Raw genomic sequence first — 18,424 nt, forward strand, 5'->3', positions numbered from 1 at the left:
GCGCCTAGCCCAACGCGACCAGGAGTGCGTGCCTAGCTAAACGCGCGGCCGGTGAGCTTTTCGTAGGCCTCGACGTAACGGCTGCGGGTGTGGTCCACGACGTCGGCCGGCAGCGCCGGCGGCGGCACATCGGACGCCTTGTCCCAGCCGGACTCCGGCGAGGCCAGCCAGTCACGGACATACTGCTTGTCGAAGGAAGGCTGGGCCCTGCCAGGCTCATACATGGCGGCATCCCAGAACCTCGAGGAGTCCGGGGTGAGAACCTCGTCGCCGAGGGTGATGACACCGGTGGTGGCGTCGAAGCCGAACTCCACCTTGGTATCAGCAAGGACGATGCCCCGGCCTCGGGCAATTTCCTCGGCCTTGGTGTAGATCTCGAGGGTGAGTTCGCGCAGCCGGGCCGCGATATCCTCGCCCACGATCTCCACGACGGCGTCGTAGGTGATGTTCTCGTCGTGCTCACCCACCTCTGCCTTCGCGGAGGGGGTAAAGATGGCCTCGGTGAGGCGGGAGCCGTCCACCAGACCTTCGGGAAGCGGAATGCTGCACACGGTACGGGACTCGTTGTACTCTGCCAGGCCCGAGCCGGTGAGGTAGCCGCGGGCAATGCATTCGACCGGGAACATGTCCAGTTTCTTGCAGATCATCGCGCGGCCTTCCACCGCTGCCGGCACGCCTCCCCCGACCGTGGACGCGAGCACGTGGTGCTCCACGCCGAGATGCTCGAACCACCACAGGCTCAGCTGGGTCAGGATGCGGCCCTTATCCGGGATCTCGCTGGCCAGCACGTGGTCGTAGGCGCTGATGCGGTCGCTGGCCACTACCAGGACGCACTCCTGGCTGAAGCGCTCGGTGATGGACCCGTCCACCGGCACGTACAGGTCACGGACCTTGCCGGAGTAAAGGTGCTTCCAGCCCGGCAGATCCAGCGTTGCGGTGTCGAGGCCACCTTTGGGCATTGAGGATTCGGTTTCGCTCATGGTCAGGCCTTCGCTTTCGTGGCGGCCGGAGTCCCGGGGCTCTTCACCAGGATCTCGCCGCGGGCCGCCTTACGGCCGATATCGGTGCGGAACTGGCCGCCGTCCAGCTGGACCAGTTCGACGCCGTCGTACGCCCGTTCCCGGGCCTCCACCAGATCGGTTCCCAGCGCCACGACGGCCAGGACGCGTCCGCCGGCGGACACCACCTTGCCTTCGTCGTCGAGCCTGGTGCCGGCATGGATCACGTGGACGCCCTCGAGGGACTCGGCCTTCTTGAGCCCGCGGATCCGGTCCCCGGTGCGGGGAGCGTCCGGGTAGTTCTCGGCAGCGACGACGACGGCGACGGCCGACTCCTTGGACCAGCGCAGCGGCTGGACCTTGTCCAGTTCGCCCTTGGCAGCGGCCATGAGCAGCCCGCCGAGGGGGGTCTTGAGCCGGGCCAGAACGGCCTGGGTTTCCGGGTCGCCGAAGCGGACGTTGAATTCGATGACGCGGGTGCCGCGGGAGGTCAGGGCGAGGCCGACGAAGAGCACGCCGACGAACGGGGTGCCGCGGAGGGCCATCTGTTTGACCGTGGGCTGGGCCACCCGGTCGATCACTTCCTGGACGAGGCCCTCGGGGGCCCATTCCAGCGGGGTGTAGGCGCCCATGCCGCCGGTGTTGGGGCCCTCGTCGTTGTCGAAGATCCGCTTGAAGTCCTGGGCCGGGGCGAGCGCCACGGTGTTGCGGCCGTCGCAGAGGACGAACAGGGAGACCTCGGGGCCGTCGAGGAATTCTTCGATCACCACGGTACCGCCGGCGTCGAAGCAGCTCTGGGCGTGGGCCAGGGCTTCGTCGCGGTTGTTGGTGACCACCACGCCCTTGCCCGCGGCGAGCCCGTCATCCTTGACGACATAGGGGGCCCCGAAGGTGTCGAGGGCATCGGCGGCTTCCTCTGCGTTGGACGCCACGCGGGCCATCGCGGTGGGAACGTCGGCCTCGGCCATGACTTCCTTGGCGAAGGCTTTGGAGGCTTCAAGCTGGGCCGCGGCCTTGCTGGGGCCGAACACCGCGATGCCCGCGGCGCGGACTGCGTCGGACACGCCGGCGGCGAGCGGGGCCTCCGGGCCGACCACCACGAGGTCCACCGTCAGCCGGGCGGCCAGGGCGGCGACGGCGTCGGGGTCGCTCGCGTCGATCGCATGTGTGGGGACCAGTTTGCTGATGCCCGCGTTGCCCGGGGCCGCATGGACCTCGGAAACGTTCGGGTCGGCAAGCAAGGATCGGACAATGGCGTGTTCGCGGCCGCCGGGGCCGATGACAAGTACCTTCACAGTTTCCAAGGGTACTTTGTGGACCCGGCAGGCTCCTAAGCTGTGACCCGCCGCCGGATATGCCCACTCCTGGCCGCGGCCACCGGACATAACGCCACTATGTCCAGCCCCGGGCGCGAGGGGAGGGCATGTCCCCCGAACAGGACCGGGCGCACCGCCGGACATGCCCAGTCCTGGCCGCGGCCACCGGACATAACGCCACTATGTCCAGCCCCGGGCGCGAGGGGAGGGCATGTCCCCCCGGAGCGGGCGGACAATCCGCGGGGCGGTCGGCTACGAAGACACTGTATGAAGAAGCACAGCACGCAGAAGCCCCAGAAGCGGCTCGCCGGCCCAACCGCTCTGGCCGCCCTGGCCGGCGTGGCCGCGGCCGCCGTCGTACTTTCCGTTGCCGAACTTATCGGCGCCTTCTTCACGGCCCGTGCGACCCCGCTGATCGCCCTCGGCTCGACCTTCATCGACTTCACGCCGCCGTGGATGAAGGACTTCGCCATTGCCACCTTCGGCACCAATGACAAGGCCGCGCTCTTCGCCGGCATGGCGGTGACCATCCTGCTGCTCGCCTGTGTGCTGGGCATTGTGGCCTACCGCAAGTGGGCGCTCGGTGTCGCGGGTGTGCTGCTGATGGGAGCCGTTATCGTTGCCAGCGTCGTGACCCGCGCCAGTGTCAGGCCGCTGGACGCAATTCCCTCGCTGATCGGCACCGTGGCCGGGCTGATCGTGCTGCGGCTCCTGATCTCGCGGCTGTGGCGGATGCGGCAGTGGCCGGACATGGCCTCGGGTCTCGCCGCCAAGGAACCCGAACGCCCCGCCACCAGCCGCCGCGCCTTCTTCGCCGCGACCGGGGTCACCGCCGCGGCATCGGCGATCGCCGCGACCGGCGGGCGCCTGCTCAGCGCAGCCCGCAGCGGCGTGTCCCAGGCGCGGGAATCCCTCCAGCTCCCCGCGCCTGGGACACCGGCCCCCGCGGTGCCCGCCGGCGTCCAGTCCAAGGCGCCCGGGGTCACGCCCTGGCTCACCCCCAACAAGGACTTCTACCGGATCGACACCGCCCTGAGCGTGCCCGAAATCAATGCACAGGAGTGGGAACTGCGCATCCACGGCCTCGTGGAACAGGAAGTCCGGCTCAGCTTCCAGGACCTGCTCGACGCGAAGCTGATCGAATCCCACGTCAGCCTGACCTGCGTGTCCAACCCGGTCGGCGGGAACCTGGCCGGCAATGCCAAATGGCTGGGCATGCCCATCCGCGAGGTGCTCAAGATGGCCCGCCCCAAGGACGGCGCCGACATGGTGCTCTCCACTTCGATCGACGGCTTCAGCGCCTCGACCCCGCTGGAGGTCCTCCAGGACGACCGCGACGCGATGCTGGCCATCGGCATGAACGGTGAGGCCCTGCCGCTCGAGCACGGATACCCCGTCAGGATGGTGGTCCCGGGGCTGTACGGCTTCGTCTCCGCCACCAAATGGGTGGTGGACCTGGAAGTCACACGGTTCGCGGACAGCAAGGCCTACTGGACGCAGCGCGGCTGGTCCGAGCGCGGCCCCATCAAGACCATGGCCCGGGTGGAAGTACCCAAGTCCTTCGCCAAAGTTCCGGCCGGGCGGGTCGCGATCGGCGGCACCGCCTGGGCCCAGACCCGCGGCATCACCAAGGTCGAGGTTCAGATCGACAGCGGCCCCTGGACCGAGGCCACCCTCTCCGACGAGGTCTCCGTCGTCACCTGGCGTCAGTGGTCCTTCGACTGGGAAGCCACCCCCGGCCCGCACTACATCAAGGCCCGCGCCACCGACGGAACCGGCGAGGTACAGACGGACAAGCGGGCGGATCCGGTGCCCGACGGAGCGTCCGGCTGGCAGTCCGTCATGGTGACCGTGGAATAGCCGGGGTATCCCCGCAGCGCACCATAGACTTGCTCAATGCCCCTGAATTCGCATGCCACCTTCACCGTCGAGTCCGCCGTCGAACTGGCAGTGGTTGAACGCAGCGGTTTCGTCGAATCCCGCCACATCGGCTCCGCTGTGGTTCTGGCCGGCGACGGCACTGTGGTCACCGAGCTGGGCGACATCACCACCCCCATCTACGCCCGGTCCACGCTCAAGCCGCTGCAGGCCCTCGCCTCCATGCAGTCCGGCGTCCCCCTGCGCGGCGCCCAGGTGGCGATCGCCTGCGGCAGCCACGTCGGCTCGCTGGACCACATGGACGTTGTCGAGGGCATGCTCAAAGCGGCCGGGGTCAAGGAAGAGCAGTTGCAGTGCCCCGCGGCCTGGCCTGAGGACGAGACCGCCCGGAACTGGCTGGTCCGCTCCGAGCGCGGAAAATCCAAGCTCGCTTTTAACTGCTCCGGCAAGCACGCCGCCTTCCTGTGGGCCTGCACCGAAAACGGCTGGGATACGCACAGCTACCTCGAACCCAACCACCCGCTGCAGCAGCGCATCCGCGCGGTGATCGAAGAGTACTGCGGCGAAAGCATCGCGCACCTTGGCATCGACGGCTGCGGCGCCCCCGTGGCCGCCGTCTCGCTGACAGGGCTGGCCCGGGCCTTCTCCAAGCTGGCCAAGGCCCCCGGGGACAATAATTCCAACGCGCGCGCCGCCACCATCGCCACCTCGATGCTGGACTACCCGTGGGCCGTGCAGGGCCGGGGCGGCTGCAACACGATCGTCATGGACGACCTCGGCGTCCTCGCCAAGATCGGCGCCGAGGGCGTCCTCGTGATGGCGACCCCCACGGGGGCATCGGTCGCCATCAAGATCCTCGACGGCAACATCCGCGCAACGACGCTTGTGGGGCTGACCCTGCTCGCGGCCGCCGGCGCCGTCGAGATCCCCGAGGTGGCCAGCGTGCTGGAAAAGGTCGTCGACCCCGTCCTGGGCGGCGGCCGGCCAGTCGGCAAGATCCGCCTCGGCCGCGCCGTCTCGGCGCTGCTGGACTAGCGGCCCGTCAGCGGCCCGTCAAGTTCCTCAGTTGAGATCCCCGAACCGGCCAGCGCCGGAATCGCGGGCCGGATCAGGCAGCCTGGATAGGTCCGGCCTTGGTCTGGCGTGGCTGGAACCTCCGGACCCGCCCAGCTTTTCCCTGCCGTGGTGACCGGGGTGGCATAGTCTGGCATAGGCCGCGGGCGGCGGCTATTGTTGCCCCGGCCGGGAGGAAGATTAGTGGTTGTTCAGAGACGGCGAATAGATCTTGACGAGGGCCGCGCGGCGCTGGGAGCCTGGCTGGAAGCCAACACCCCGTCGTCGGGCGCCATCGGAACCGGCGCGGTCTCTGAAGCCGCCGCGCCCCTGCCGCGCACCACGCTCGCGACGGCGGTGCGCTACTCGCTGGAGGAGGTCACCGCCCGGGCGCCCGGCAATTCAGTGGAGGTCCGGGTTCCGCCCTTCGGCGTGACGCAGTGTGTGGAGGGCCCACGCCACACCCGCGGCACACCCCCCAACGTCATCGAGTGCGACGCCGCCACCTGGCTGGCGATGGTCAGCGGGCAGCTGGGCTGGGCCGACGCCGTCGGCGCCGGCAGGGTGGCCGCCTCGGGGCTGCGCGCCGACCTATCCGGACTGCTGCCGCTCTAAGCGGCAGCTTCCCGCGCCGGGTTAGCCGCGACCGATGAACGGCATCCCGGAGGCCGTGATCACCACGGATCCCACGCTGGCGGAGGCTGGCATGCCGGCCATCAGCAGCACGGCACGGGCGGCGTCCTCCACCGGGAACGTCGGCTCCACGCGGCGGCCGCCGTCGGCCTGGAGCGCCCCTTCCCCGACCCCGATGGTGTCCATGAGTTCGGTGGCCGTGTTGCCGATGTCGATCTGCCCGCAGGTAATGCCGAAGCCGCGGCCGTCCAACTCGATGCTCTTGGTCAGCCCGGTCATGGCGTGTTTCGTCACCGTGTACGCGACCGTCCGGGGCCGGGGCGCGTGCGCGGCAATCGAGCCGTTATTGATGATCCTCCCGCCCTGCGGCGACTGCGCCTTCATGGCCCGGACCGCTGCCGCGGCACACAGCATGGAGCCGGTCAGGTTCACGGCCACGGTCGCGTCCCAGTCTGCGAGGCTGATCTCGTCCACGGAGGCGGCGGGGCCGAACACACCGGCGTTGTTGAAGAGCACGTCCACCCTGTCCCAGCGTTGGAGCGTGGCGGCAAACAGCCGCTCGACGTCGTCGGGCGCCGTGACGTCGCACGGAACCGCGAGCGCCTGGGCATGACCCGCGGCGGTCGCGAGCAACTGTTCCTCCCGGCGGCCGGCCAGCGCCACCCGGTAGCCTTCGGCGAGCATGAGCCGGGCCACCGCCCGGCCGATCCCGGAGCCGGCCCCGGTGACCACGGCGACTCGGCCGAGCTGGTGCAGTCGTGTCATGGCGGTCTCCTGTGGTGCCGGCGGGTATCTGGTTCGGGACGGTGGGTGCCCTGCCAGCCTATGCCGAGATGACAGCCCACGGCAGCGTTCCGCACAAACTCCCGGCAACATGGCCGCGGGCTGGTGGCTCCATGCGACAGGGCGGCGCTAGGGTGTGGCCATGACGGAGTCCCGGGAGCCAGGCACTACGGCGGTGCTCCTCGCCGCCGGTGCCGGCACGCGGCTGGGGCGCGGGCCCAAGGCGCTGCTGCCGTTTCGCGGCCGGACCCTCGTGGAAGTGATCGCCGACGTCCTGTGCGACGGCGGCTGCCGCGAGGTGGTGATCGTGCTCGGCGCGGAAGCCGAGCGGCTACTGGGCACCACGGACCTGGGCCGGCACTCCGTGGCCTTGAACCCGGGATGGCAGAGCGGGATGGGCGGCTCGTTCCGGCTCGGCGTGGAAGCAGCCCGGCCCGGGGACCACGTGCTGGTGGCGCTCGTGGACCAGCCCGGAGTGACGGCGGCCACGGTACGGATCCTGCTGGCTGCACACAGGCCGGGGCGGGTCACCGCAGCAGGATACCCGGAGCCAGCAGGCGGGCCGAGGCGCGGGCACCCCCTGCTGCTGGACGCCACGCTGCGCACCAAGGCCGCCGAGGCTGCGACGGGCGACGCCGGGGCCCGGCTCTTCCTGCAGGCCCACCCCGATCTGATCGATCTGGTGGAGTTCCACTCCGGCGGCGAGGATCTTGACACTCCGGGACAGCTGCACCTGCTGGGCTGAGCGGTCCGTCGCTCATCGCGATGCCCGTCATTGCCTCGGCGCCGACGATCATGAGGCCCTGGACCTGGAACTCCTGCGGCGACTGCGTCGGCGTTAGGCAAACAAGCCGAAACGGTCCGCACCAACCGGTCAAAAACATCCCCCGTTGTGCCGCCTTCGGCACCCGGGCCGTGGGCCAGGTCAAACCAAAAGTCATTGCTATCGACGGCAGATGCGGAGCTCACTAACCGCTACCACGCGGAATTGCTCCACAAGCATGGATCTTCCTGTTGTTATCTGACGTAACTTCAGTTGAGGACTCCAGCGGTTCGCCAAAGATGGCAGCTTTGGGGGTCCCCGGACTCCGGCACGACGCTCCCGCCCAGTTGCTTCCACGCCCGCCAGCCAGCACCCGCCGGCACCCGCGGAATCCCGCGATTCCCTGGGGCTGAAAGGGGTTCCGGAACCGAGCAACTGGGCTGGAACGTCGTGACCCGGGGAGTGGGAATAGCACGTTGATGTGGCCCCTGGTTAGTCGCTTGTTTTGGCCCCACCCCGGGTAGGGTTTCCGGCTTGGGACATAGTGGCGGATGGAGCGGCCACCAGCGCTCATGAGGCGTTCTGGGCTGCCTCCCGCCGGGTCAACGGCGAAGCCGACGGAACCCGTGAACTTATCGAAGTCCTGTTGCTCCACCGATCCATGGCCGCATCCGATGTCCTGCCATGGATCACCGCGGCACTGGGAGTCGGTGCTGTCAGCGCCGACGTCGTCGCCGTCGAAGCCCGCAGACACGCCTCAAGCATCACGGCGGACGGTTCCGGTCCGGACCGTCATCCCGGTGCTCACAATCCGCCACTCACGCTATCCTGCTGGGTTTGAGTATCTGTCAGCACGTGTGAAAGAACACCTGTGAATGTGCTGGTTGCGCAGCCGGCAACTAGCGCCCCAACGAGTCCTGTTCCGGCTGATATGGACCCGACCAGGGTGCCGTCGACGTCGAAGAGCACGGCGTCGCGGCTCCTGGAAGCGGTCTCAGTGATGTGACCGCGCCCGCTTTCCTGCGGCCAGCGATCCGCCGGCCACCGTGGCACCGTGGCTGGTGCCGTCGGCAGTTCTGCGGGTGAGCCTAGGCGCCGGAACCATGGAGGCAGCGCCCGTGTGATCCCGGATCAGGCCGGTCCCGGCAATCTCTCGGGCCCGGGCAACCCCGGCCGCGGCGGCCCTCTTGGTGGGAAACGTGACTGAGACGGCCATAAGGCTGCCCGCTCCGTCCAGCATTCGGATCCGGTAGCCGCCGTCGGGCGCGTCCACGAGCTCGAAATATCCAGCCATTGCACACTCCTTGCATCCAATACCCCACATTGGGATATTAGTAAGTATACTTATCTAAAGTCCTGACGAAAGACCCAGTCCGGGATGGCTGCCAGAACATCCTTTGTGCGTTGCGGGAAATGCCGGCTCAGCGCCCCATCGGGATGTCGCTGCGGTGGAAACCGTCCTCATGCAGTTCCATGGCGCTCATGACGAGCGCGAAGTGGCTGAACGCCTGCGGCACGTTGCCCAGCTGCCGCCCGTCCTCGACACTCCATTCCTCGCTCAGGAGCCCGACGTCGTTGCGCAACGCCAGAAGCCGTTCGAACAGTTCCCTAGCCTCGTGGTGCCGGCCCACGCCCAGCAGCGCTTCCACCAGCCAAAACGAACAGGCGAGGAAGACTCCCTCCTCGCCGGGCAGCCCGTCGTGGCTTTCGGCCGGCCGGTAGCGCAGCAGGAAGCCGTCGTGGGTGAGCTCGCGCTGGACGGCCTCGATGGTGCCGATCACCCGCGGATCATCCGGCGCAAGGAAGCCCACCCGCGGGATCAGCAGCAGGCTGGCGTCGAGCTCCGGCCTGCCGTAGGACTGCACGAAGGTGTTCCGTTCGGCGTCGAAACCTTTGGCCATGACCTCGGCATGGATGGTGTCACGCAGTTCCTCCCAACGGTCCGCCGGGCCGGTCAGGCCGAAGTCCCTGACACCCTTGACCATGCGGTCGGCCGCCACCCACGCCATTACCTTGGAGTGGGTGAAATGCCGCCGCGGTCCGCGCATCTCCCAGAGCCCGTTGTCCGGCCGGCTCCACACTGTCTCGAGATGCTCCATCAGCGCCACTTGGACGTCCCAGGATTCATCTGTGCTCTTCAGGAGCGAATTCCGGGTCAGCGACAGACAGTCCAGCACTTCACCCCAGACATCCAGTTGAAACTGCCCCGCGGCCCCGTTGCCGGTCCGCACCGGAGCGGACTTCTCATAGCCCTGCAGCCAGGGCAGTTCCAGCTCCGGGAGCCGTCGCTCGCCGTGGAGGCCGTACATGATCTGTAGGTCCGCAGGGTCCCCCGCCACCGCCCGCAGCAGCCAGTCCCGCCAGGACGCGGCCTCTTCGGTGTAGCCCGCGGCCAGCAGCGCCTGGAGCGTCAGCGTGGCGTCACGGAGCCAGCAGAAGCGGTAGTCCCAGTTCCGTGTGCCGCCCAGTTCCTCCGGCAGGGATGTCGTTATGGCCGCCACGATCCCGCCCGTCGGCGCGAAGGTCAGCGCTTTCAACGTGATCAGCGAGCGCTGGACCGCTTCGCGGTAGGGACCGGTGATCTTGCACTTGGCGGACCAGTGCTGCCAGAACTTCTCGGTGGCCGTGAGGACTTCTTCCGGGTCCACCGCACGCGGGCGGTACAGGTGGCTTTGTGTCCAGGTCAGCACGAACGGGACGCGCTCCCCGGCCTTGATGGTGAATTCGCTGATCGTCTGCAGGCGCTCGCCCCGCAAAGGCGCCTTCGTCACGAGGTAGGCGGCGTCCGGCCCTGCGACAGCGTGGATCCCGTACTCGTCGTGCCGTACCCAGGGGACGATGTGGCCGTAGTCGAAGCGCAGGGCCAGCTCGCCCCGCATCCGGACCGAGCCGCGGACCCCCACCACAATCCGCACAAGGTCCGCCACGCCGTCGCGGGGCGGCATGAAGTCGATGATCCTGACCTTTCCGGCGGGCGTCTCCCATTCGGTTTCCAGGATGAGCGTGCCCTTGCGGTAGTGCCGCCGTGTGCATTCTCCGCCGCCTTCCGGCGCCAGCAGCCAGCGGCCGGCCTTGGGCGTATCCAGCAGCGCGTTGAAGCAGGCCGGCGAGTCGAACCGCGGCAGGCACAGCCAGTCGATGGAGCCTTCGGTGCTGATCAGGGCGGCGGTGTGCGTATCGCCAACCATTGCGTAATCCTCGATACAGGCCATGGGACATACAGTGCCACACGTGTTAGCCCCGGACTAGGAAGTGGGTAGGCCGCCGGGCCGCTGTGGGAGAGTTGAGGCATGGAATTGGCCTCGCAACAGTCCCCCCAGCAGCAGCCGGTGTCCGGCAACCGCGCCTTCCGACTGGCCCACCGGGTCTCGGACACAGTCAATGGCCTCCGTCTGAAGGCAGCCCGCCGATGGGACTTCGTCCCGCAGACTATCGCGTACCAGGGGTACGGCGCCACAGACTGGGTCCGGGTGCTCGGCCGCGTGGTCCTCACCACCCGGCTGGACCCCGGGAGCCGGGCGGAACATGCCGCCAGGAACGGCAACCAGAACATCCGCGGCTGGCGTGCCTTCACGAGTGTGCCGATCCAGTTCGCCGAGGTGGAGATCGAGATCGGCGGGGTTACCGCCCGCGTGCACGCGGACCGCGGCGGGATCGTGGACACCGTCGTCCAGGTGCCGCTCACGCCGGGCTGGCACACCGCTGTCCTGCGGGCGGAGGGCACCGAGCCGGTTGAAGCCAGGATCTACGTCATCTCCCCCGAGACCACGCTCGGCATAGTCTCCGACATCGACGACACGATCATGGTGACTGCCGTCCCGCGGCCCTTTCTGGCGCTGTGGAACACCTTCGTCCTGAACGAACGGGCCCGGATGGCGACGCCCGGCATGGCCGTTCTGATGGACCGGCTCACGGTGGAATACCCGGAGGCACCGGTGATCTATGTGTCCACCGGACCCTGGAACGCGGCGCCGACGCTGGCGCGTTTCCTGAGCCGCAACATGTACCCCTCCGGCTCCCTGCTGCTCACAGACTGGGGCCTGACCCAGGACCGCTGGTTCCGCAGCGGGCAGGAGCACAAGCGCCGGAACCTGGAGTTACTGGCGGAGGAGTTTCCGAACATGCGCTGGCTGCTTTTCGGCGACAACGGCCAGCATGATGAGGCCATCTACTCCGACTTCGCCCGGCAGCACGCGGACCGCGTGGCCGCCATCGGCATCCGCCAGCTCTCCGCCGGCGAAGCCGTGCTGGCCGGCGGCCACACGGATTCCGGCGACCACACCGGCTCCGCCGTTCCGTGGATCTACTCCCCCGACGGCGCCGGCCTGGCGAAGGGTCTCCAGGACCTCGAGCTGCTTTAGCGGGCCGCCTCGCCCGCCGTGTGGGGGCGGTCGACGACGGACGCTTCCGCCTGACTTCCAGCGCTTGCCCCGGCGTCGGGAGACGGCACGGCATCCCGGTGCCGTGCCGCGAGCAGCTCCTGGAGCCAGTAGTACGAGGCCTTCGGTGTGCGGTCCAGGGTCCCGCGGTCCACGTGCAGCAGGCCGAACTGCTGCTTGTAGCCCCCGGACCATTCGAAGTTGTCCATCAGGGACCATACGTAGTAGCCGCGCAGATCGATCGCCTCGGCGGGCCCGCCCGGCGACGTCGCTTCGATGGCGGCGCCAATGTGGTCGGCCAGGTAGCGCACCCGCCGCTCGTCCGGGATGATGAGCCGGCCTTCTGTGTCCCGGATCTCGAGGTCCTCAAAGCTCGCCCCGCCCTCGGTGATGAAGACCGGCGGAAGGTCGGGGTAGCGCTCAGCCATTTCCGCGAGGGCGACTGCCATGTATTCCGGTTTGATCGGCCAGCCGTACGCGGTGGTCTCGGTGTCCCGGAACGACGCGATGTGGAACGGGGAGCCGGGGGCGGTGCCGCTCAGGTCATCACCCATCGCCACGGCCATCCCCTCCGGCACTGCGCCCTCGCCGGGGCCTGAGGCCACGCGCGTGGGCATGTAATAGTTCAGTCCATAGAAGTCCAGCGGCTGTGAAATCAGTTTCATGTCCTCGCTGGACGGGCTGAAGGAGGAGAAGAACGTGGCGGCCCGGATGGTATCCGGGTACTTTCCGAGCAGGACGGGGTCCGCGTAGAGCCGGTTCTGGGCCATGTCCATCAGGCCGGCACTGACTCTGTCCAGCGGATTGATCGAGGCGGGCACCATCGGCGAATAGACGTTGGTGATCCCGATTTCTGCCGGCACGTTGGCGGCCCGTAGCGCCTGCAGCGACAGTCCGTGGCCCAGCAACTGGTGGTGCACGCTCGGCAGCGCCTTGAGCATGAGGGATTCGCCCGGAGAATGCATTCCCAGCATGTAGCCATTGGTGCTCACGGTGGCGGGTTCATTGACGGTGACCCAGCGCGTCACGCGGTCACCGTAGGCGGCCGCGGCGATAGCGGCGAATTCACCCAGACGGTAGGCCGTGTCCCGGTTCATCCAGCCGCCGGCCTCATCCAGCTCCAGCGGCGTGTCCCAGTGGTACAGCGTGGCCATCGGCGCGATTCCGTTCGCCAGCAGCAGATCGATTAACCGGTCATAGAAGTCCAGGCCGGCGGGATTGACCGGGCCGCTACCGCCGGGCTGGATGCGGGACCACGACAGCGAGAACCGGTACGAGTCGATCCCGAGTTCCTTCATCAGCGCCACATCTTCGGGCATCCGGTGGTAGTGGTCGCACGCGACGGCGGGGCTGTGGTCGTCCACGATCGAGCCGGGCCTGGCCGCGAAGACGTCCCACCCCGAGGGGCCGCGTCCGTCCTCGTCCGTTGCGCCTTCGATCTGGAAAGCGGCAGTCGCCACCCCCAGGGTGAAGCGGGGCGTAAGCCGCGCGGCCAGGTCCTTGGCGGAGGCATTCATCGGCAGGGTCCCCTACGTAGTTTCGGCCAGTTGACTGATTTTAGGCCTCCGGGGACAGGCGCGCCATGACCGGGCCTGGCGTGCCCGCGTCACGGAAGCCAGCGTGCCTTGGTCAAGGACCGAGCGCCGGAGTTCAGAACACCGAGGTCTCGGGGCCGAAGAGGAAGTCCTTGGCGTGCGCCACGGCCTTCCTGAAGACATCGTTCCGCAGCGCCTGGAGTTGCTCGGTCCCGTCCGCCGAAGGTTCCAGATATCCGGTATGGCCAGGCCTCAGTACCCAGATGTCACCCGCCGGCGGGAGGTAGAACACACCGAATGAGCGGTGTTGGCTGTCATCGGCGGTCCAGATCGGAACCACCGCCAGGGCGGCACCGGTGTCGATGTTGATCCATTGGGCCCGCGGCAGCGGCGCTTCGTGCGCCTCCGGGTCAAGGAACGGTGCCGTCCCCTCACCCCACCGCTCCTCGAATCGCTCGAGGAAGACGGGCATCAGGTGCGAATCGTAACGGCGCCATGCGCTCATGGTCGCCCTCCTTCACTAGTGCTTCCAGGAGGCGTGTTCATGGCTGTCCGGGTCCTTTTCCCAAGGTTCAGCCCGGTCAGTTGGGGAGGAGCCGGGCTGAGATTCCGGGCAGCGGCGGGCAGGAGCGGCCCGCCGTTGCCCGCAGCTACCTGTCGATTTCCAGCAACTTGTCCTGGCCGCGGGTAATTTCAATCTTCCGGGGCATGGCTTGCTCCGCCACCGGAATCCGAAGCGTCAGCACTCCGTCGGCGTAGTGCGCCTGGGCCTTGAAGCTTCGAACGACGGGCTGCGGGTGGAGCTCGGCCGCCTCCGGGCGGACCGCGCCTACCGGCGTCGTCCACGGGCGTCGTCCACGGGCGTCGTCCACGGGCGTCGTCCACGGGTGATTCGGCAGGAGCTTTCCAGTAGTTCCCCGAGTTCCTCAACGTCGATCCGGTCCAGCCGGTCCAGCCGGACCAGCACAAGCTGCGGCGAAGGCTCGCGATGCGGGGTTCGGAAGTGGTTTCCGGTGCCGCCCCGCCGGGGCCTCGCGTTCAGGCTGACCTCTCCACGGCAGATCAGAGAAAGTTTGAAGTATCGGGTTGCGAGGCCGCGACATAAGGCGTCCGGAACCGCCATTCGAGGCTGAAAGTACCGCCGGGCCCAACCAACAGCCACGGTCCCGACTGGCAACTTGCAAGAAAAGCCAGCAAGGTAGGTAGGGGGTATTGAGGGGTGTGAGCGAAACGCACTCCCGCCAGACAGGAAGGCCCCACAATTCCACGACCAAAACGGCAACTCAATCCGGTGATCCGCAAGTACCTCAAGGCCAGCCACCCCGCCCATGAAGACAGCAGAGGCCTCGGCGAGCTTAAGCCGGTCGAGCCGGCCGCTCGGCGGGAGGGGGCTCCACTCCTCGGCGATGACCAGGTCTACGTGATGAAGTACGGGACGGAGTTCCACACGGCGTGGTGCCAGGTTGTCGCCGGCAAATGGAGCCACGCACCCAGAGGACTGCTAGTGACCCTGTTGCCCGACGTCGGGTCGCGGACCCGCTGCCAGGAATGCGACCGGCCCTTGAAGGCCGCCGGAGCGTCGTCTGCGCAGGAGTCCCAGATGCCACCCCAGCCCACCCCGGCGCCCCCGCCGCCTGACGCGGTGATTCCGCTGAGGGTCGTTGGGGTCGCCCATGGAATTCTCTTCCTGATGGCAGGCCCTGAACATCAGGACCGCCTTAAAGAGACCGCGGTGGAGCCCTCGACCCCGCTGCTCGTGGGCGGACGGCGGGACGGCATGGTGGTGAGGGTGGATGCCGCCCGCGACGAACCACTTCTGGTTGTCCAGTTGGACCCCCGCGCCACGTTCCGGAATGGCCCGTACCAGGTGCGCCTGCGGCGTCCACTGCAGCGGTCGGCGACCAAACCCTATGCCGTGGAGTCCGTTGAGCCCGCGCCGTGAGGGCAGGGCTCCGGACGCCCCGGCCCTGTTTCACCGTCCAACGCCGGAACCAATCCGCATCGGTGCGCCCTGGACGTGAATCTGGGTACCGACCCCCCTCAGAGCCCGGAGCGGCCATGACACTGAATTTGCAGCGGGTTCGAAAGCGGCCAACACGTGGAACAGGAACCACACCAGAAACCCCCGCCAGTCGCAATGACCGGCGGGGGTTTCTGTTTAGGCTGGCCCCTCCGTACGTTGGGGGACTACGGAGAGGCCTTGACCAACGTACGCGCATAAGACCGGAGTCTCAAGCGGACGACGGCGCCCTGGCCGGCTGTGGAGGGGCTGCCCTCCGTCCCATCACCATCTGGCTCAAGGATTTGCATGCCCTAGCCCCCGCCCGGGTCTGCCTTCGAGAGCGTGCCGGTGATCCGTTCACCGCGGATCCGGGCGGTCCGCCAGGTGTCCAGCGCGATAACTGCGCCGAGCACCACGAACGAGATGGACAGCGAGGCGAGGGCGTCACTGAGCCAGTGGTACCCCAGATAGAGCCGGCTGACCGCCGCGAAGAAGATCCCGACGCCGGCCAGCACGAATCCTGCGCCGGCGGCCTTGGGGTTGCGCCGGCGGGAGACGATCAGGTACGTGGCCACGAGCAGGAAGTCGCACGCCCCCAGGACATGCCCGGACGGGAAGGAGAAGGTGAAGTCGGCGCCGAACAGCATCAGGTCCACGGGCGGCCGCTCCCGGCCGACGGTGCGCCCGACAATCTGGGCAAGAACCACACCCGTCAGCATGGCGGCGGCCAGCAGGAGGGGACGCCAGGCGTGCCTGGCCAGCACCCCCCATGTCACGGTCACCACCAGGACGATGATCGGCAGGGCAACCGGACCGAACACGATCGCGAGGATGATCATGATGGTGGTGAGGGTCTCGGAGCGCACGGTCAGGAGCCAGGAACGGGCCGGTTCGTCGGCGGAGGTGAGCCCGCCCTGCTGGAGGACACCGGCCAGGACTACGAAGAACAGCACGGTGCCGAGGATCATGAGCCCGACGGCGGTCCGGTACAGGCTCTTCCGGGCAGGCTCGCTCAGAAAGCGTTCCTCCACCACGAACTTGTCGTGGAAAATCCTCCACCGGCCGGGTGGATTCCCGGTTCGTTCTTCGGCCATGCCCGCTACCTGCCTCTGCGCCGCGTGTTGATTACCCGCTGAAGATTACCGTGGATCGGCTGTCTGTCGCTCCCGGTAGCCTGAACCCATGGGCGTCATGAATGAACTGATCAACCCGGCTGTTGTCGGCTCGCTGGGCCGGATCCTTGCCGCGGTGGCACCCGGCACCGGCTGGACCCAGCTGGCCGGGGCCGCCGGACGGCTCGACGGGCTGAGCCTGCGGGAACGGACCGACGTCGTAAGCCGCGCCCTGCTGGCGGATCTTCCCCAGGACTATCCGACGGCGGCCGGCGCCTTCCGCCGCGCGCTGGGCAATCCGGACTTCACCGGCTGGATGATCTGGCCGGTGACGGAAACCGCCGTCACGCTGGCCCTCGCCTCGCCGGCACCCGGCGACTTCGAGGACTGCCTGCGGCTGCTCGCCGAGCTGACGCCGCGGCTCACCGCCGAGTTTGCTGTCCGGCGGCTCCTCGCCGCGGATCTGGACCGGGCCCTGGCGGTCGTCCAGGGCTGGACCTCGCACCCGGACTGGCACGTCCGCCGGCTCGCCAGCGAGGGGACTCGGGCCTATCTGCCCTGGGCCATCCGGGTTCCGGAGATCGTGGCCCGGCCGGCCGCCACGATCCCGGTTCTTGACGCCTTGTACCGGGACCCGGTGGAGGACGTCCGGCGCTCGGTCGCGAACCACCTCAACGACCTCGCCCGCCACGCACCGGACCTGGTGGTGGCCACCGCCGCGGCGTGGATGGCCGCGCCGGATCTCACCACGCCCAGGGTGGTCCGGCACGGGCTGCGCACGCTGCTCAAGAAAGCCCACCCGGGTGCGCTCGAGCTGCTGGGATTCCCTCCGGCGTCGCTTGCCATAACGCCGCCCCGGCTGGACCGCACCGGCGTCGAGCTCCCCGGCGAACTTGGCTTTGAGTTTGAGATCACCAATACCGGCAGCGCGGAGGCCCGCCTCGCCGTCGACTATGCGGTGCACTATGCGAAGGCGAACGGCACCCTGGCCGAGAAGGTTTTCAAGCTGGGAACCCCCATCCTCGCCCCGGGCGAGACCCGGACGTTCTCTAAGCGCCATGCCTTCCGGCAGATGACCACCAGGGTTCACTATTCGGGCCCGCATGTACTGGAACTGCAGGTCAACGGCGTGCGTTACGCCCCGACCGGGTTCCTGGTCCACACCGACGCCTCCACGACACCGCTCGGTGATTTGACGGGCCCATAAATATGACGTTACTGTCGCTTGAATTATTGGGGCCGACTAGAAGTACTCCAAGAAAGACAGTGCAATGACCACTTTTACCGAGTCCATTGAGATCCAGGTCGACAACCGGCACATCCTTGACGAACGCCTGAACGACGCCGTGCACGGGCTGCAGCAGCTCGCCATGGCCACGGGGACGCACGGCATCCTGCTCACCCGCCACAAGCCCGGGCACTACACGGCGGCCCTCTCGGACCAGGTCCCCTTCGGCATGACCCACGAGCTCATTCACTGAGCCGGCGGAACCGGGAGCCGTCGGCGCAAAGCCCGAAAAAGAGGCAGGTCCCGGGCAGCTGAGCATGACCCGCCGCCCGGGACCTTGTGTCGTGTCAGGGCGCTGTTACCAGTCGTGGACCGTTCCGTCGACGAGGCGGTTGTAGGGCAGGTAGGCCTGCTGGTAGGGGTAGGCCGCGGCGGCTTCGGCGTTGAATTCGACGCCGATGCCGGGTGCCTCGCCCGGGTGCAGGTACCCGTCGGTGAAGGTCATGGATTGTTCGAAGACCTCGTTGGTCGCGTCCGAGTGCTGCATGTATTCCTGGATCCCGAAGTTGTGGATCGCCAGGCCCACGTGCAGCTGCGCGGCGAACCCGACCGGGGAAATGTCCGTGGGGCCGTGGAAGCCGGACTTGATCTGGTACTGCGCGGCGAAGTCCATCACCTTCTTCAGCGGCGAGATCCCGCCGAAGTGCGTGGACGCGGCCCGGACGTAATCGATCAGCTGTTCCT

At 67.9% G+C, this 18,424-nt stretch carries 18 protein-coding genes and 1 pseudogene; 9 read left to right on the forward strand and 10 right to left on the reverse strand.

Features of this window, described 5'->3' with window-relative positions:
* Window positions 1–32 precede the first annotated feature (32 nt).
* Window positions 33–980, reverse strand: coding sequence for a phosphoribosylaminoimidazolesuccinocarboxamide synthase (locus ACZYZE_RS05430; RefSeq protein WP_459317385.1), 948 nt, complete (start codon window positions 978–980; stop codon window positions 33–35).
* Window positions 981–982: 2 nt separating this feature from the next.
* Window positions 983–2,293: a phosphoribosylamine--glycine ligase gene (gene purD / locus ACZYZE_RS05435; RefSeq protein ID WP_463906661.1), complete on the reverse strand. Its 1,311-nt coding sequence runs from the start codon at window positions 2,291–2,293 to the stop codon at window positions 983–985.
* Window positions 2,294–2,581: 288 nt separating this feature from the next.
* Here purD and ACZYZE_RS05440 point away from each other — a divergent pair, with 288 nt between their 5' ends.
* From ACZYZE_RS05440 to ACZYZE_RS05450, 3 genes are all read left to right on the forward strand, one after another.
* Window positions 2,582–4,174 (forward strand): molybdopterin-dependent oxidoreductase, encoded by a 1,593-nt coding sequence (locus ACZYZE_RS05440; protein WP_463906662.1) that lies wholly within the window; start codon window positions 2,582–2,584, stop codon window positions 4,172–4,174.
* A 36-nt stretch (window positions 4,175–4,210) separates the two neighbouring features.
* Complete coding sequence (locus ACZYZE_RS05445) at window positions 4,211–5,227, forward strand: asparaginase (protein WP_463906664.1); 1,017 nt, start codon at window positions 4,211–4,213, stop codon at window positions 5,225–5,227.
* 222 nt (window positions 5,228–5,449) lie between these two features.
* Window positions 5,450–5,860, forward strand: coding sequence for a sterol carrier family protein (locus tag ACZYZE_RS05450; protein ID WP_463906667.1), 411 nt, complete (start codon window positions 5,450–5,452; stop codon window positions 5,858–5,860).
* Between the two features lie 21 nt (window positions 5,861–5,881).
* Here the strand turns inward: ACZYZE_RS05450 and ACZYZE_RS05455 are convergent, their stop codons facing one another.
* The gene (locus ACZYZE_RS05455) at window positions 5,882–6,643 is read right to left on the reverse strand and encodes an SDR family oxidoreductase (protein ID WP_459317380.1); all 762 of its coding nucleotides are present in this window, start codon (window positions 6,641–6,643) and stop codon (window positions 5,882–5,884) included.
* A 160-nt stretch (window positions 6,644–6,803) separates the two neighbouring features.
* Here ACZYZE_RS05455 and nboR point away from each other — a divergent pair, with 160 nt between their 5' ends.
* Window positions 6,804–7,406 carry a nicotine blue oxidoreductase gene (gene nboR / locus ACZYZE_RS05460; RefSeq protein ID WP_463906671.1) on the forward strand — a complete coding sequence of 201 codons (603 nt, stop codon included), beginning with the start codon at window positions 6,804–6,806 and terminating at the stop codon, window positions 7,404–7,406.
* Window positions 7,407–7,971: 565 nt separating this feature from the next.
* Window positions 7,972–8,250, forward strand: a pseudogene (locus ACZYZE_RS05465) (IS21 family transposase); the annotation flags it as partial.
* Between the two features lie 168 nt (window positions 8,251–8,418).
* On the opposite strand, the gene ACZYZE_RS05470 reads toward ACZYZE_RS05465, so the two are convergent.
* Window positions 8,419–8,718, reverse strand: coding sequence for a DUF1508 domain-containing protein (locus tag ACZYZE_RS05470; RefSeq protein WP_459317378.1), 300 nt, complete (start codon window positions 8,716–8,718; stop codon window positions 8,419–8,421).
* A gap of 127 nt (window positions 8,719–8,845) precedes the next feature.
* Window positions 8,846–10,636 carry a glycoside hydrolase family 15 protein gene (locus ACZYZE_RS05475; RefSeq protein WP_463906673.1) on the reverse strand — a complete coding sequence of 597 codons (1,791 nt, stop codon included), beginning with the start codon at window positions 10,634–10,636 and terminating at the stop codon, window positions 8,846–8,848.
* Between the two features lie 78 nt (window positions 10,637–10,714).
* Between ACZYZE_RS05475 and ACZYZE_RS05480 the strand changes: the two genes are divergently transcribed.
* Entirely contained in the window at window positions 10,715–11,785 is a 1,071-nt protein-coding gene (locus ACZYZE_RS05480) for an App1 family protein phosphatidate phosphatase (RefSeq protein ID WP_463906675.1), read from the forward strand.
* Here the strand turns inward: ACZYZE_RS05480 and ACZYZE_RS05485 are convergent.
* The 3 genes from ACZYZE_RS05485 to ACZYZE_RS05495 all read right to left on the reverse strand — a co-directional run bounded on the left by ACZYZE_RS05485 (window position 11,782) and on the right by ACZYZE_RS05495 (window position 14,210).
* A complete protein-coding gene (locus ACZYZE_RS05485; RefSeq protein ID WP_463906676.1) occupies window positions 11,782–13,320 on the reverse strand; it encodes a glycoside hydrolase family 1 protein in 1,539 nt (512 codons plus the stop codon). The genes ACZYZE_RS05480 and ACZYZE_RS05485 overlap by 4 nt on opposite strands.
* Before the next feature lie 133 nt (window positions 13,321–13,453).
* The gene (locus tag ACZYZE_RS05490; RefSeq protein WP_459317374.1) at window positions 13,454–13,843 is read right to left on the reverse strand and encodes a hypothetical protein; all 390 of its coding nucleotides are present in this window, start codon (window positions 13,841–13,843) and stop codon (window positions 13,454–13,456) included.
* Window positions 13,844–13,988: 145 nt separating this feature from the next.
* The gene (locus tag ACZYZE_RS05495) at window positions 13,989–14,210 is read right to left on the reverse strand and encodes an Hsp20/alpha crystallin family protein (protein WP_463906678.1); all 222 of its coding nucleotides are present in this window, start codon (window positions 14,208–14,210) and stop codon (window positions 13,989–13,991) included.
* Window positions 14,211–14,629: 419 nt separating this feature from the next.
* Between ACZYZE_RS05495 and ACZYZE_RS05500 the strand changes: the two genes are divergently transcribed.
* Window positions 14,630–15,280, forward strand: a complete 651-nt coding sequence (locus ACZYZE_RS05500; RefSeq protein WP_463906680.1) for a hypothetical protein — start codon at window positions 14,630–14,632, stop codon at window positions 15,278–15,280.
* A gap of 371 nt (window positions 15,281–15,651) precedes the next feature.
* On the opposite strand, the gene ACZYZE_RS05505 is transcribed toward ACZYZE_RS05500, so the two are convergent.
* Window positions 15,652–16,434 carry a phosphatase PAP2 family protein gene (locus ACZYZE_RS05505; RefSeq protein WP_463906682.1) on the reverse strand — a complete coding sequence of 261 codons (783 nt, stop codon included), beginning with the start codon at window positions 16,432–16,434 and terminating at the stop codon, window positions 15,652–15,654.
* 88 nt (window positions 16,435–16,522) lie between these two features.
* Between ACZYZE_RS05505 and ACZYZE_RS05510 the strand changes: the two genes are divergently transcribed.
* Window positions 16,523–17,659 carry a DNA alkylation repair protein gene (locus tag ACZYZE_RS05510; RefSeq protein ID WP_463906685.1) on the forward strand — a complete coding sequence of 379 codons (1,137 nt, stop codon included), beginning with the start codon at window positions 16,523–16,525 and terminating at the stop codon, window positions 17,657–17,659.
* A 64-nt stretch (window positions 17,660–17,723) separates the two neighbouring features.
* Entirely contained in the window at window positions 17,724–17,933 is a 210-nt protein-coding gene (locus ACZYZE_RS05515) for a hypothetical protein (RefSeq protein ID WP_459317369.1), read from the forward strand.
* Window positions 17,934–18,038: 105 nt separating this feature from the next.
* Here the strand turns inward: ACZYZE_RS05515 and ACZYZE_RS05520 are convergent.
* Window positions 18,039–18,424, reverse strand: a 386-nt coding sequence (locus tag ACZYZE_RS05520) for an enolase C-terminal domain-like protein (RefSeq protein WP_463906688.1), incomplete at its 5' end; no start/stop codon positions are given.

This window comes from Pseudarthrobacter woesei, assembly GCF_055412745.1.

Excerpts from the sequence above, each read along its gene's own strand:
- ACZYZE_RS05430 (WP_459317385.1), bottom strand. The coding sequence starts at position 980 with ATGAGCGAAACCGAATCCTCAATGCCCAAAGGTGGCCTCGACACCGCA.
- ACZYZE_RS05440 (WP_463906662.1), top strand. The coding sequence starts at position 2,582 with ATGAAGAAGCACAGCACGCAGAAGCCCCAGAAGCGGCTCGCCGGCCCA.
- ACZYZE_RS05445 (WP_463906664.1), top strand. The coding sequence starts at position 4,211 with ATGCCCCTGAATTCGCATGCCACCTTCACCGTCGAGTCCGCCGTCGAA.
- ACZYZE_RS05455 (WP_459317380.1), bottom strand. The coding sequence starts at position 6,643 with ATGACACGACTGCACCAGCTCGGCCGAGTCGCCGTGGTCACCGGGGCC.
- nboR (WP_463906671.1), top strand. The coding sequence starts at position 6,804 with ATGACGGAGTCCCGGGAGCCAGGCACTACGGCGGTGCTCCTCGCCGCC.
- ACZYZE_RS05470 (WP_459317378.1), bottom strand. The coding sequence starts at position 8,718 with ATGGCTGGATATTTCGAGCTCGTGGACGCGCCCGACGGCGGCTACCGG.
- ACZYZE_RS05475 (WP_463906673.1), bottom strand. The coding sequence starts at position 10,636 with ATGGCCTGTATCGAGGATTACGCAATGGTTGGCGATACGCACACCGCC.
- ACZYZE_RS05480 (WP_463906675.1), top strand. The coding sequence starts at position 10,715 with ATGGAATTGGCCTCGCAACAGTCCCCCCAGCAGCAGCCGGTGTCCGGC.
- ACZYZE_RS05485 (WP_463906676.1), bottom strand. The coding sequence starts at position 13,320 with ATGAATGCCTCCGCCAAGGACCTGGCCGCGCGGCTTACGCCCCGCTTC.
- ACZYZE_RS05490 (WP_459317374.1), bottom strand. The coding sequence starts at position 13,843 with ATGAGCGCATGGCGCCGTTACGATTCGCACCTGATGCCCGTCTTCCTC.
- ACZYZE_RS05505 (WP_463906682.1), bottom strand. The coding sequence starts at position 16,434 with ATGGCCGAAGAACGAACCGGGAATCCACCCGGCCGGTGGAGGATTTTC.
- ACZYZE_RS05510 (WP_463906685.1), top strand. The coding sequence starts at position 16,523 with ATGGGCGTCATGAATGAACTGATCAACCCGGCTGTTGTCGGCTCGCTG.
- ACZYZE_RS05515 (WP_459317369.1), top strand. The coding sequence starts at position 17,724 with ATGACCACTTTTACCGAGTCCATTGAGATCCAGGTCGACAACCGGCAC.